The sequence below is a fragment of the Vibrio lamellibrachiae genome (assembly GCF_050337265.1).
Classification (GTDB): domain Bacteria; phylum Pseudomonadota; class Gammaproteobacteria; order Enterobacterales; family Vibrionaceae; genus Vibrio; species Vibrio kyushuensis.
This window is the reverse complement of record NZ_JAKJSU010000007.1, coordinates 235580-250323: the sequence shown is the minus strand read 5'-3', so window position 1 is coordinate 250323 and position 14744 is coordinate 235580. Positions and strand designations below refer to the sequence as shown.

Annotated in this window: 8 protein-coding genes; 5 read left to right on the top strand and 3 right to left on the bottom strand. The window is 40.3% G+C overall.

Going from position 1 to position 14744, the window contains the following annotated elements:
- Positions 1-209: 209 nt before the first annotated feature.
- The gene (locus L4C54_RS12400) at positions 210-1841 is read right to left on the bottom strand and encodes an ATP-dependent endonuclease (RefSeq protein WP_428800426.1); all 1632 of its coding nucleotides are present in this window, start codon (positions 1839-1841) and stop codon (positions 210-212) included.
- Positions 1842-2125: 284 nt separating this feature from the next.
- Here L4C54_RS12400 and L4C54_RS12395 point away from each other — a divergent pair, with 284 nt between their 5' ends.
- From L4C54_RS12395 to L4C54_RS12380, 4 genes are all read left to right on the top strand, one after another.
- The gene (locus L4C54_RS12395) at positions 2126-3871 is read left to right on the top strand and encodes a bifunctional metallophosphatase/5'-nucleotidase (RefSeq protein ID WP_428808440.1); all 1746 of its coding nucleotides are present in this window, start codon (positions 2126-2128) and stop codon (positions 3869-3871) included.
- A 336-nt stretch (positions 3872-4207) separates the two neighbouring features.
- Positions 4208-5350 carry an exonuclease SbcCD subunit D gene (locus tag L4C54_RS12390; RefSeq protein ID WP_428808439.1) on the top strand — a complete coding sequence of 381 codons (1143 nt, stop codon included), beginning with the start codon at positions 4208-4210 and terminating at the stop codon, positions 5348-5350.
- A gap of 2 nt (positions 5351-5352) precedes the next feature.
- A complete protein-coding gene (locus tag L4C54_RS12385) occupies positions 5353-8394 on the top strand; it encodes an AAA family ATPase (RefSeq protein WP_428808438.1) in 3042 nt (1013 codons plus the stop codon).
- Between the two features lie 168 nt (positions 8395-8562).
- Positions 8563-10593 carry an ATP-binding response regulator gene (locus L4C54_RS12380; RefSeq protein ID WP_428808437.1) on the top strand — a complete coding sequence of 677 codons (2031 nt, stop codon included), beginning with the start codon at positions 8563-8565 and terminating at the stop codon, positions 10591-10593.
- A 66-nt stretch (positions 10594-10659) separates the two neighbouring features.
- On the opposite strand, the gene cqsA is transcribed toward L4C54_RS12380, so the two are convergent.
- Positions 10660-11838 (bottom strand): alpha-hydroxyketone-type quorum-sensing autoinducer synthase, encoded by a 1179-nt coding sequence (gene cqsA, locus L4C54_RS12375; RefSeq protein WP_428808436.1) that lies wholly within the window; start codon positions 11836-11838, stop codon positions 10660-10662.
- A 348-nt stretch (positions 11839-12186) separates the two neighbouring features.
- Positions 12187-13140 (bottom strand): TDT family transporter, encoded by a 954-nt coding sequence (locus tag L4C54_RS12370; RefSeq protein WP_428800758.1) that lies wholly within the window; start codon positions 13138-13140, stop codon positions 12187-12189.
- Between the two features lie 606 nt (positions 13141-13746).
- Here L4C54_RS12370 and L4C54_RS12365 point away from each other — a divergent pair.
- Complete coding sequence (locus L4C54_RS12365; protein ID WP_428808435.1) at positions 13747-14730, top strand: CobW family GTP-binding protein; 984 nt, start codon at positions 13747-13749, stop codon at positions 14728-14730.
- Positions 14731-14744 lie beyond the last annotated feature (14 nt).

The window sequence follows — 14744 nt, the reverse complement described above, 5'->3', positions numbered from 1 at the left end:
CTGGCTGTGTTAGCTCTTATATCTTGGCAATGCGATAAGTGCATTGTTTGAAATAATTCCCATTTGTAGTAAGGAATGTGCAATGTGTAGAATATTGTAATCTGTTTGATCTTAGCACCTGATAAGAATTGTGCCCTTGATAATCGTAAATATGTGATGAAGAAGTAGATCCCTTAGTTTATTAGTAACACCTTAAATACATAGGGAATTTAGGTGTTTCCATTTGCCATAGTAATTGCTCTTTTTAGTGTCCAACGAAGAAGGACGGGGATAAAGTCGACACCTTGTTCTTCACAATAAGAGACAATTGCCAATGCTAGATCAGGCTTTGCATGCTTTTTTAATACCTTGGCAACGACCTTTTTGGCAGGAATAGGGTGGTCGTATGGAATTCTAACCATGTCTCTAAAGAAATGTTCAAACCCATGTGAATAGAGATAATGTTCTATGTCTCGGTCAGGGAGTTCCGTTAATCTATGGCGTTCTTGATCTTTTCCCAATTGACCTCGAACTGACGCTGAATATTTCTTACCTGCAGCGTCTCCGTCTGTGACAACGTGCCAATCAATCCCGAATGCTTTCGCTACCTTTATTAGTGATTTCAGCCCTGATTGAGCAAACTCAATAATTTGAACGCCTTCTGCTGCAAGGTTGTAACCACATTGGTTTGCCAATTCATTGAATAGCCAAACTTCAGTTTCACCCTCTACGAGTAGCCAGCACCGCGCAAACAATGCGCCGGAGCGATGAAAACGTATATGAAACCCAATTCGGCGCAACTCATCATTATTAAAACCTTTGCTTGGTAGTGAGGTTGCAATGGTTTTGTCTGATTGCCTAACTAAACGACGGATGGTGTAGAGAGGAACTTGAGATAAAAGCTCACCACTGTTAGTAGTCAGAATTTTTTGCATCGGAAGCAGTTGCAAAAGACTCCATGCCCTTGCGAGGTGTGTTGGGTGTAATCGGCCCTCGGGGTCTTCTAAAATCAGTAATGGGCGAGCGCACCGTCGCAAATCATTTGGTCCTTTTGCTTGAAGGTAAGCATTAAGCAGTCCCATCATTAAAAGCCTTGTTGGTTTGCTCTTTGTTTCTTCAACCACTTGAGAAACACTTTTTTCAGTAGGTGCACTAGTAAAAAACAGACCGTCTCTTTGTTTTCGTGGGCTTCTGCGTGAGCTACTTTTGAAGGAGAAATAGTGGTCTACTAACATGTTCATGGAGTTCAAACTGCTGCGCATTTCCCCTTTATTAACATGGCCAGGAGTCGCTAATAAACGTCGACAAGTATTGTTGATCCGTTTTTCAACACGAGTGTTTAGCCCTTGTTTTTCGTCAAATGGTCGCTCAAATCGTCTAGAGTCTTTAAGGCGTATCACAGGGTGTAGTGACATCAATTCTTGAGCAAGTTTTTCTGAATGATGTAGAGGAAGTGGATTTCCTTTTGTGTCTAAAAAGGCAAAATTGGTCGTGACATCGTATTGATCTAGTGTGGCACTCACTCGATAGTAGATGTAGGCATTGCTGTCTTCATCATAAACCCAAATAGGTTTTATTTTTCGATAGCGCCCTGCACGAATTTCATGCTTATCTGTTGATTTTAATGCTAAAACAATTTGTAGGTGCTGTGTTTGCGGGTGAGCGATAGAATAATCGACATGGAAATCCTGCATTTCAAATTGATAAGGCTTTCCATTTGCTGGTAATGCTACAGAGAGTGCATCTAATAGTGAGGATTTTCCCCAAGTATTTTCGCCTATAAGAGTAGTTAGCTCTCCAAGAGGCAGTGATAATCGTTTGATTCCTCGAAAGCCGGAAATTTCAATTCGCTCAATTTGCATAGGCTTACTCCTATCCAGTTGGCTATAGCTATTTAGCTAAAGCCTCAAACTACAACTTAAATTGTCTTTACTTATCTCCTGCAATAATAAGCATAATTGAAAAACAGTGAATAAGTAGGCTATTAGTTCACAGATTCTGTAGAGCCTTACTTAGTAACCTTTTAATATTCGTCTAATTAAGTTGACCGAGTTTGCGAATGATAAATTTCTTTTTCAAGGACGTTTCATAAAAGTCACGATTCTGTCATGATTTAGACGCTAGGATGAGGAGGAATAGAAGATAGATGAAGAATGAAGAGATGATAAATAGACCAGCAAAGATCGTTCTGGCACATATTAATGATACCCACTCCTATTTTGAGCCTACCTCACTACAGTTGAATCTGAATGTAGAAAACCAACAACTTACGCCGTTCGTGAGCGCAGGTGGATTTGCGCGTATAGCAACACGCGCAAAACAAATTAAAGCGAATGCAGAGGCCTTAGGTACACCCTTTGTCTTTTTACATGCCGGTGATTGCTTCCAAGGAACGCTGTATTTCTCTCTTTTTAAAGGTAAAGCGAATGCTGACTTGCTTAACGCTTTAGAAATAGATGCCATGGCATTGGGCAATCATGAACTTGATATGGGTAACGAGCCAGTTGCTCAGTTTGTAAAACGCACTAACTTCCCATTGTTATGTGGCAATTGGGATTTATCCAATGAGCGACAGGATAAGGAATATAGAGTTTCAGACTCAAATAATGTATTCAGTTACTGTGCCGAGAAAAAGATAGCACCTTGGATTACGAAAGATGTACAAGGAGAAAAAATCGCTATATTTGGCCTGTCTCTGGATAAAATGGCGGATATTGCTAACCCAGACTTTGATACTCCGTTTGTCGACGCGACTGAAACAGCGAAGAGAACGGTTGAAGCAATACACGCTCAAGGGATCAATAAAATCATCCTGTTAAGCCACTTAGGTTATGAAGCCGATCTAAAGTTAGCTGAAAAAGTGAATGGTATTGGGGTCATTGTCGGCGGGCATAGCCACCGTCTTCAGGGGGATTTTAGCTCTCTAGGTTTAGGCAAAGATGATGATTACGGCGTTAAAGTTAATAAAACTTACGTTGTTCAAGCCGGTTTTCATGCGCTCAGCATGGGCCACTGTGAAATACACTTTGACGAATCTGGTGAAGTGACATCTTTAATTGGTAAAAACGAGCTGTTGTTAGGTCGTCGTCTTTTCTTAGATGCTAATATGCATACCACAGGTTGTGATAACACTCATGTTAGAGCGTGTGAGTTTTTGAAGCAGCACCCTAACGTTGTAGTCTGCAAGAAAGACAAAAGCACCCAAAGTATCTTGCTGGAAAAATATATTCCCCAAGTCCGAATATTACAAAAGCAGATTATCGCTCATGCAAATCAAAAGTTACGGCACATACGCTTACCTGATGCCCAAGGTGGTAGTGATTTGGCTCCAATGGTTGCCGAGTCATTTCTAGTCGCGATGAATCGCCGTGGACACAGTGTTGATTTTGCACTTCATAATGCTGGTGGTGTTAGGAACTCACTCAATCCTGGTGATGTATCTGTCGCCGATATTGCCGGAAAATTACTGCCATTTGCCGTTCCTATCGGTATTTACCACATAAAAGGTAAACACTTGGCGAGTGTTCTAGAAGGTGCAATTAATAATGCGACCAATAACGGTGTGAATGGCACGGGTTCTGGATCATATCCCTATACTCATAATCTAAGTTTTACTTATGAAGAATCAGCTGATTTAGGCCAAAGAATACAAAACCTTAGAATATATGTTGATGGTCAAGGCTGGCGCGACGTCGAGCCTGAATGTCTCTATACGGGGGCCTCTTCAGCTTATACCATGAAAGGTAAAGAAGGTTATGATTCGATCCTCAAAATGAAAGGCGATGGGATTGTCACTTCGTTATCCATGGCTGATTGTTTCACGGAGTTATTAACTCATTTTCCTGAAAAACTTAATCAAGCATTTGATAAAACAGCAGTAAAAAGCAGGTAGACTTACCATGGCTTATTGTTTGCATATCTAAACCTAATCTAAAGGCATCTTCGTGGAGAGGGTGCGAAGATGACGGGAGGTATGCAATGTGGAGTCGCGATTGGTTTGATGTCATGGTTGTCATGACTTGGCTTGGATTTTGGTCAGCCTTAGTTTACTTTGCTCCATTCGCTGGGGTATAAATGAAAATTACAGCCACTGAAGGTGGCTGTTTTCTTTTCTAAGCGTCAGTTTTCTTTCGTAAGTATAAGTATTACTGCTGATTTAGCATTCCTATTGTTTTTGTTTTCTTGTTACTATTAGGCCCAAATATAGTCATTAGAATTACAGGGACCTATGAAGTTTCTTCACACCTCTGACTGGCATTTAGGCCGTCAATTTCACAATGTTTCACTGCTCAATGATCAAAAAGCCGTTTTACAGCAGATGATTCAATATATACGTGAAAACCCTGTTGATGCACTCATTATCGCTGGCGATATTTATGATCGTTCAGTCCCCCCTACCGCTGCAATCGAGTTAATGAATGAGACGGTTAACACTATTTGTAGTGAGCTAGAAACCCCTATTATTATGATTCCCGGTAATCATGATGGCGCTAAACGTTTAGGCTTTGGTGCCAGTCAAATGCGTGACTCAGGGCTGTATATCATTAGTTCATTTGATGAAATGCTTGCCCCTATTGTTATCAATACCGAGCAGGCTGGTAACGTTGCTTTTTATGGCATGCCATATAACGATCCTGAACTCGTACGACATCATTACAAGAAGCCAGTCTCTAATCATGATGAGGCTCATCAGCTTCTGTCTTCTGAGCTAGCAGCCCATTTTAAAGCTGACCATAAGAACGTGCTATTAAGCCATTGTTATATGGATGGTGCGATTGAGTCAGAATCCGAGCGTCCACTTTCCATCGGTGGCTCTGACAGAGTCAGTCATGAACACTTTACATCGTTTGATTATGTCGCTTTAGGTCACTTGCATCAGCCTCAGAAAAAAGGTGAGGAGTTTATTCGCTACTCTGGGTCATTGATGAAGTATAGCTTTTCAGAGCAGCATCAAAAGAAAGGCATGACGCTTGTTGAACTTGATCAAGAGGGTTTTAAATCGGCCACACATATTGATTTAGTTTCTCCTCATCAAATGCGAATCATAGAAGACGAACTAGATACTATTTTAGAACAAGGGAAAAACGACTCAAATTCTCATGACTACCTATTAGTTCGCTTAACTGACAAACACGCCATATTAGATCCAATGGAAAAGCTGCGTAAGGTCTACCCAAACGTATTACACATAGAAAAGCCAGGTATGCTGATTGGTGTTGATCAAGAGATGGGTAAAGCACGACTAGCAAGAGGCGAGATTGACATGTTCAGAGACTTTTTCTTGGAAGCACAGCAGAGTACTTTATCTGATGAACAAAACACCACCATATCAGAAGTTATTAATGAACTAACACTTGGTCATAAGGAATAACCATGCAGCCTATTACAATAACCCTGCAAGCTTTTGGTCCTTTTGCTAGAAAACAGTGCATTGATTTCACTTCAATGGGTAACGCACCGTTATTTTTGATAAATGGCCCGACAGGCTCGGGTAAGAGCTCGATCTTAGATGCGATTTGTTACGCACTTTATGGCGAAACGACAGGTAGTGAGCGCACTGGCGATCAGATGCGTTGTGATTATGCTGATATTGAATTGCTTACGGAAGTGACGTTTGAGTTCAAATTGTTTGATCGTATTTATAAAGTGGTACGTTCACCGGATCAAGAAGTACCAAAAAAGAGAGGCGATGGGACAACAAAACGGACTCACTCCGCCACGTTGTACGAGCTAGTCGAAGGTGAAGAAAAGCTTCTAGCAAATAAACCCACACCAGTGTTAAAAGAGATTCGTGACCTACTAGGCCTTGATGTGAAACAGTTTCGTCAGGTTATGGTATTGCCGCAAGGTAAGTTTCGTGAACTACTGACGGCTACCTCAAAAGAGAGAGAGCAGATCTTTGGTCAATTGTTTCAAACTCATATTTATTCAGCTATCGAAAGAGCACTGTTTGAAAGAGCAGCCGGGATTAGAAAGGCAAAAGACGAGTTTGATAACCAGACTAAGGGCGTGCTTGATGTAGCCAACGTTGAAGACGAATCTCAACTGGCTCTGAGTTTGGAAGAGAACGGCAATAGTTTGGCCTTGGCTATTGAAAAGATGACACAATCTAGTACTGAGTTAGAGCGGGCCCAGCTTCAAGAGAAGTCAGCGAAAGAGCTTGCCGACCGTTTTACTCAGTTAGCGCAAAAAAAGATTCAGTTACAAGAGCTGCTCGCTGGTGAAGTGAATGTGAACCAAAAACGTGTATATCGCAGTAACGCTGCATCGGCGCAAACACTTGATGTTCCATACTCTCAGCTTGTTGTAGGCAAAAAAGATCTGGCAGAAAAAACATCAGAGCATGTTCAAGCTAGTGCAATGATTGCAACGGCTAAGCAAAATTTGTTGGTTGTCGATGCGAAGCTAAAACAAGCAATAGAAGATCTAGCCGCGTCACCTGAATTGCAGAGCCAGATATTTAATCTGGAATCGGTTCGAACAAAGCTTTTGGAAAGAACTCAATTTGAACAGCGGTTACTTCAAGCTCAGCGACATTGTTTACAAGCTGAAGGTAACCGAGATAACTTACAGACCGCGCTCGTTCAGTTGGAAGCTGATCTCGAGACCAAGAGATCGCAACTTGATCAAGCAAAGCAATGCCAGCAGAGAATCCCTGTTGTTCAGCAGCAATATAATGGATTGCTCGAGCAGCTTGAGCTAGAAAAGAAAAAACGTGTTCTTCAAGAAAAACATAATATTAAAAAAGAACAACGTCTAAACGCTGTTAATAAACTGTCTGTTGCGAAAGAGCAAACAGCAGTAGCAATCGCTTATGCTGATAATTTAGAGTATCAGTGGCACTCAAGCCAAGCAGCCCAACTTGCAAAACAATTGCACATGGGCGAAGCATGCCCAGTTTGCGGCAGTTGTGAGCACCCAGAACCAGCGCAATTCTCAGCCGAAGAAGTGACAAAGCATAATGTTGATGTGGCAAGAGCCCATCAGCAAGAGATCGTTAATATTGAGCTAAAAGCCACTGATACGTTAGCTGAGAGTGATAAAGAGGTTGCGCTGACACAACAGGCGATTTCGACTCTCGATGAGCAACTATTATCGAAAGAGTCACTTTCAATTGAACAGATAGGTCAACAGGTTAAACGACTCGAGCAAGAGATGGCCGAGCTCATTAAAACAACGCCTGAACAAATTGAAACTGCACTTCAGCAAGTTAGCCAAAAACTGGCGGATGCAAAAAATAATTTAAACAAGCAGTTAGAAGCAGTGAGCAATGCGAAAGTACTGATTGCTCGCGAGCAAACAGAAGTTGATTCTCGAACGTCAGATATTCCAGAAGAACTGAAAGATTTATCACGGGTTGAGTCGCAATTGTTGCAAAAACGCACTCTACTAGATCAGATTACTAAAAATGAACAATCGACAAGATCTGAGTATGATCAATACAATCAGATGTATATCTCTAGTCAGGCACGTGTAGAAGAGCTGAACAAGCAGCTATCGCAGGCTAAAGTTCAGGTAGATGAAGTTACTCAGAAGTGGCAAATTAAGTTGGAAGAGAGCCCATTCTCTGATGAATCAAGCTACTTAAGCTCTTGTCTTTCAAAGACTGATATTGACGAGTTAGAACAAGCTATCAACCTGTTTGAGCAGCTTAAGACAACGTTACTGGCTGAAGTGGCAACTTTGGAAGAGGGTGTTGTCGGGCTGAAAATGCCAGAATGTGAAAAATTGTCTGAATTAAGACAAGTGGCGGAGGCAAGCCATGCTGAAATATTGAATCAGTACACTCAGCTTAAGTCAGTACAAGATCGTTATATTGAAGTACAAAAAAAGCTTGAAATATTGGTTAAGCAAAACGAAGAGCTTAACCAAGAATATAGAATCGTAGGCACGTTAAGTGATGTTGCCAATGGTAAAACAGGCTCTAAAATTAGCCTTCACCGTTTTGTCCTCGGAGTGCTGCTTGACGATGTGCTAATTCAAGCGTCACTACGTTTGCGTAAAATGAGTAAAGGACGTTACGAGCTTAAGCGTAAAGAACAGCGCGCCAAAGGTAATGTGGGTTCAGGGCTAGACCTTATGGTTGAAGATGGGTATACCAGTAAACTTAGAGATGTAGCGACATTATCTGGTGGCGAGTCATTTATGGCAGCACTCGCTCTCGCATTAGGGCTGTCTGATGTGGTTCAGTCATACAGCGGTGGAATTCGTTTAGATACTTTATTCATTGATGAAGGGTTTGGAAGCTTAGATCCCGAGTCTCTTGATCTAGCGATAGAAACACTTATAGACCTTCAACTAGGGGGTCGGACGATTGGTATAATTTCACACGTCAGTGAGCTGAAAGAGCAAATGTCATTAAGAATAGATGTTGAACCTAGCAGGGAAGGCAGTTCAATAGAGGTGATTAGCTAGTTAACACGACAAAAATTGACTTGTTTAATAGTCCAAGTGTTTCTAATAAGCTAACGTAATAACGAAGGGTGACAATTTTGTTCACCCATTGTTCTATTTGAAGATGAGATATACCGAACAAGCAAGTTTAAGAAATTGACGTCAAAGCATATCTACTAGGATGGTGACATGGCTGTAGTCAACAAAATATACAAGTATGCTGAGCCGAACTTAAGCATAGTAGGGTGGATGGGTGCTATTGGCTTTCCATCATATTACTATATTTGGACCTATGTGTTTCCCCAGCCTTATGAGAATCTGCCGTTTAGGTTGATGTGCGCTCTATCTTTATTCGCTCTTGCACTAAGGGACTTCGCGCCTAATTATCTTAAAAAATACCTCCCGCATTATTACCTATTGTGCATTGCTTTGTGCTTACCTTTCTTTTTTTCATTTATGTTAATTATGAATGACTGGTCGAGCGTTTGGGTAATGTCGTTCATGGCATCGATATTTCTACATATCCTGTTGGTTCATGAACCTAAAGTATTAATAGGGCAATGTATCACTTCAGTAGGTGCCGCTTTTGTTTTAAGTCATGCCATTACAGGGCAGTCAGAGTTTCAAGATATTGATTGGTCTTATGTTCCTGTTTTTATTTTTACCTATCTATTTGGTAATTTATTTTACTTTAGAAATCAGTTAGAGCATGAGGCTAGAATTTCTTTAGCAAAATCATTTGGTGCTGGCATAGCCCATGAAATGAGAAACCCGTTAAGCGCACTTAAAGCAACAGTTGATTTATTAAAAGGAACAATCGATAGGAATGTTTCTTCTGAAGTGACCTTGTCGAAAAGCGATTGCAAAAAAATGAATGAGTTATTGGACGACGCTAATAGCATCATTCAAAATGGTAACGAAGCTATCGATTTGTTGCTGACTTCAATTGATCAGAATCGAGTATCGCGCTCAACCTTTATCAAACATCAAATTGATACTGTCCTAGCCGAAGCCATCAGTAGCTATCCTTACAAATCGTTTAATGCGAAAGATGCCATTACTGTGACCAAAACAGAGTCATTTGATTATTTCGGTAGTGATACGTTACTTAAGTATGCTTTATATAACCTATTTAAGAATGCATTTTATTATCAGAGTGAATCGGACTTTAACCTCCATATTGAAATCGCTTGTGAAGAGACTACGAATACTTTACGAGTAAGAGATAATGGGCAAGGGATTGAAAATGGAAAAATTGAAGCGATATTTAATGACTTCTATACGTTCGGAAAGAATGGTAGTTATGGGCTAGGGCTTCCTTTCTGTCGAAGAGTGATGCGTTCTTTTGGTGGCGACATTGAGTGTAATTCTGAAGTCGGTGAATGGACTGAATTTATATTACGTTTTCCTAAGTATAAATCGACAAATGTCCAGAACATTAAATTTGAATTAGTACGCAATAAGTCAATATTGTCTATTGGAACTGAGTTTGTCATTACTCGAAACTTGAACGAACACTCCTTTTATTTAGGTTATCAGCTCACCTCTGTCGGTATAGGCGAAGCGCTTGAATTAGAAGAGTATCAATTTGAATACGATTTGATTTTTATTGATCTTGATACCATCTCAGAGATAGATTTGAATTCACTTGAAGGAAAGCTGTGCTTTACCGAAGCAAAGATTATTTATCTATATCGTTCAGATAAGCAGTACCATACCAACTTTAATCGCTTTTTACAGTTCTCAGCGGTCAGCAAGTCAGATATGACTTACTCATTTACAGATACTCTGGATCAGCTAATTTTTGTAGATGGCTGCTGTGGAAGAAATATCATACCCAAGAAATCAATTTCCTATGACCGTAAAGTTCTTCTCGTTGACGATAACGACTCTTTCCGCTCTCTAACGTCGATTTTGCTATCTCAGCAAGGCTTTCAAGTAATTGAAGCACAAGATGGGAGTGAAGTTCTAGGATGTGTTGAAACAGAGGATATTGATGTCGTCATCATGGACATTGAAATGCCACATGTAAATGGTTTCGAAGCCACTAAGTTACTCCGTGAGTCATTAATAGAACGGTCTGATATTCCAGTAATTGGGCATACAGGCGATAATAGCACTGAGTGTATAGAGCAGATGAAAAGTGTTGGAATGAATGATTATATTATAAAGCCCGCAACTAGTGAGGCACTGTTGTCAAAATTAGAACACTATATATAACATGCGCTACTCAAAATAGCGCATTGAAATAGTAATCTGTAAGTTCCAATATTAGCTCGATATCCGCTAAATAAAATACAGTTCAGGGTGACTATAAGCTTTTTCGCATACGCTTAGAACATGAGATATTTCCTTATACTTCATGTTGCTTTTGACCGACAAACGAATAATGTTTTTATTATCTGGTGTCGCTGGTGTACAGAACACGGAACCTAATATCCCGTGACTTTCTAAGAAATCTCTTACTTTCATTGTATTAGATGAATCCCCTGTTTCTAGGGCAATTATTTGTGATTCACTGCGAATATTGAATCCAATCTTTTTTAATCCTTCAATCAAGTCATGCGAATGACTAAACAGATTTGTTCTATCATTATCGCTAGATTTAATGATTCGAAGCGTCGCGCTAATTCGGTCTAACTCATTTGCCATCATTGCAGAGCTAAATATGGATGAATAAGCGGCGTAGGGCAGTGTTTCGCCAAATCGATTGTTACACCATATTCCCCCAGCTCTAAAAGCAAAGGTTTTGGCCAAACTAGCCGTTAAAAAATCAACTTGTGAAGATAAGTTTAACTCTTTCAATAATCCCGCCCCCTCAGGACCATGAGTACCCAATGAATGAGATTCATCGATTACTGTTGCACACTCATTTTGATTAGAAACTTCAACAATATCTACAAGCGGGGCGACAGTGCCCAATGTACTGTATATTGAATCAACGACAACAATACCTGGGCCGTGAGTTCGAATTAGGCGCTTTAAATGACGGGGGTTATTATGCATGAATGGGTGAATATTAGCCCCAGCGTAACGGGCACCTTCCCATAATGACATGTGAGTATAGAAATCAATGTAAACATGCGTTGAAGAGTTACATATTGTTTGCATTAGAGCGGTGTTTGCGATCCATCCAGACGGTACAATTGTGCAATGTTCGAAGCCGGTAAATTCAGCCATTTCATTTTCAACTCGTTGAGTTATGCCATCGTTATGCAAAAATACATTGGACATGAAAGCATTATCAGTTGTAGATATAAGAGACGTAACTTGTGTGTCGATAATCGCCGGATGGCTGCCTAAACTTAAGTAATCGTTACTTTGCAAAATCACATCGTTATGTTGTGGTTCTCTTCCTAAGACTAAGTTTCGGCCTCGATCTTTGGGAGAAATCAGATTATCGATGCCTTGTGATAATCGCTTAACCAGCACATCGGGTAACGATGATTTTGTCGTATATTTCATAGTCATACCTTTCTAATTTTAAATGGTTCAGTGCCAGCTGACAAAATATATATGACAGTAAAATATGAACTGGTCGACTACGAAATATCTATTTTTTAGTTAAGGTTACAAATAAAAATATATCATCAATACAAAAGGATACAGATCCGTACCATCACGAAGTCTAATCTATTTTTAATTATGACCAATCTTTTTATAAGTGCATTAAATTTTCGCATTGAATTAATTGTAAATAAAGGAAGGCAATTTTAGAGTACTAGTTAATGAGTAATTTGTTAATAGGGTTGTAGGGTGGAAAAATAAGGAGGGGGAACCCCTGCCTTATTCCTTAAAGGGTGAACATAGAGCCTAGTTATTTTTACCTAATGTAGGCCAATACATTTTCACATAACGGATAGAAACCCAAATAACTAGCCCGGTGGATATCGTCAGCTCTAATAACCCAAACTTATGTAACCAGTGCCAGTGAGGGTGAAACTCTTCAAAGAAGTCAGTTAGTCGGTACATGGCAACAGAGCTTATTACCGAAGGGAACGTGAGTGCAGCTATCGATGGGCGAAACTGAAGACGTACCAAACGGAAGTAACAAAGGTAGATAAATAAGGTCATAGTGACCGCAATACCAGCTAAAGCCCCTGTTAAAATCGGATCAGGGTCAGGGAAGTTAACCAAATAACTGGCTAACGTTAAGTTAATTGGTGCGGCCATAATTGCCAAAGTTGGTTTTGCTCTAATAGAAAGGGCACCTTCAAAAACTAATCGATACAATACCAGTGGTAGCATGAAAAAGTAGATGGCAATACAGGTATTCACAAGGGTTGACGAAAAGACGTTGTATCCAAACTGTGTACCAGCCAATGAACTGCTGATTAGTCCTACAGGGTAGAGAAACCAACTGGGTACTACATTAGACATCTTAAAGTTTGAGAGTTGAAAACTGAAAAATAATGTCATCATCGTTAAGTGTAGAGTCAGCGCTGCAAACCAGATAGGGTAGGCAATGATGGGAGATATTGCTGCTAGATAGTCGCAGAGTATCAGCAGAGACATGCTAATAGGCGCCATTAAACTGCCGCTTAAAGGGTGTCGTAAGTCGCTAATGAAAAGCCTATGATTTGTAAGATATTTCAATAACACAGGAAAAAGAAGAAGCGCACCTAGCCCGGCTAGGTAGGGTCTGATCAGATCCCCGAATACTGGTATATATAGGTCCCATGCTTGGCCTAAACCAATCATGCCTAATGCCAATGAAGCTTGTGATGGGGGCACACTGCTAAATTGGGTGAATCTCTTCCAGTTCAACGCTTTACTCCGTTTGGGAATGATGAAAATTGAGCCAATGGATAGGGGGCTTTAAGGTGCGCATAATAACAACCTAATAGGCTTAGATGCAATCAACGGAAATAGATTATGGCACCTTAAAGCTATTATTTTCTTAGCCCTGCAATCTAAGTAGGTTTGTACTGATGGCATTGGTGGTGATACTGAAAATTACACTACCTAAAGATGCAAAATAAGTTACTCAAAATAGCTGCTCTATCGATATTATTTTTACGTTAATAAATAGTGTTTGAAATTGAGATCTAGCTCACGAACGTCACTTGTAATTGTCAGGATCTAAGCCATAGTTAATATGTAAGGCATTCTGAACTACCGACTCGCATGGAGGATAATTAGGGCCTTACATACAATTTGGATGGATTCAAAGTAACAAATTTGTAGATCCTCGCACAAGTTCAAGTCGCAACATCAGTCGGCTTGATTCGCGAACTCACGATTGAGTAGCGAGGGATAGGGCGCGCTCACAGTAGTGCGCCTTTCGTCGTTTATAAACTAGTGAAGTTTACATTCAATAATTTTCAATTCTCGATATACTCTTCAAAATTATTCCTGCGTTAAGGCTATTCAATGGAAAAGCGAATCCCAACAAATATTATAACTGGCTTTCTCGGGGTCGGTAAAACCACGACGATTCTGAATTTGCTAAAAAATAAGCCGGAGAATGAAAAGTGGGCGGTATTGGTTAATGAATTTGGTGAGATAGGCATTGATGGTGCTATTTTAACTGAACAAGGAGCTTTAATTAAGGAAGTTCCAGGTGGATGTATGTGCTGCACTGCTGGTGTTCCTATGTCTGTAGGTATCAATACCTTACTACGTACAAAGCCCGACCGGTTACTGATTGAACCGACAGGGCTTGGTCACCCTAAAAAAGTCGTCGCAACCCTAATTTCGCCGCAGTATCAAAATTATGTGGATTTAAAAGCGACGATAGCCTTAGTTGATCCAAGAAACTTACAGAATACTAAGTATTTAGATAATCAGAACTTTAATGATCAATTGGATACCGCAGATGTAGTCATTGGAAACAAAGTCGACCAATGTAATGTTTCTGATATTGACGCGTTTAATGACTGGATTACCGATCAAAACCCACCCAAAACGTTCAGTAAGCTTGTTAAGCATGGCGATCTACCGCTAGAAGTCCTTGATAATGTTAGATTGCAATCAAGCGCTTCAGCTCAGATTGAAGAGCATCATCATCAACACGCTGAAATGGAACCTCAATTCCAACTTCCTCCTGGTCAAGCTCATATAAGAAAAGAGAACAAAGGTCAGGGTTACTTTAGCTGTGGTTGGCTGTTTGGGGCTGAGCATAAATTTGATTTCGACGAGCTTTTCTCAATGTTTAGTGCGTTAACTGCCGAGCGTGTTAAGGCCGTAGTTAACACGGATCAAGGTTGTTTCGCGTTCAATTCGGCGAATGGAGTTGTCTCTGTGAACGAGATTTCTTTGGATGGGTTTGAGTCTCGTATTGAAGTGATTGACTCACAACCTCTTCCTTGGGATCAACTTGAAGGTGTACTCATCAAATTAGCAAATATTGAGTAGTTAACCCCTACATT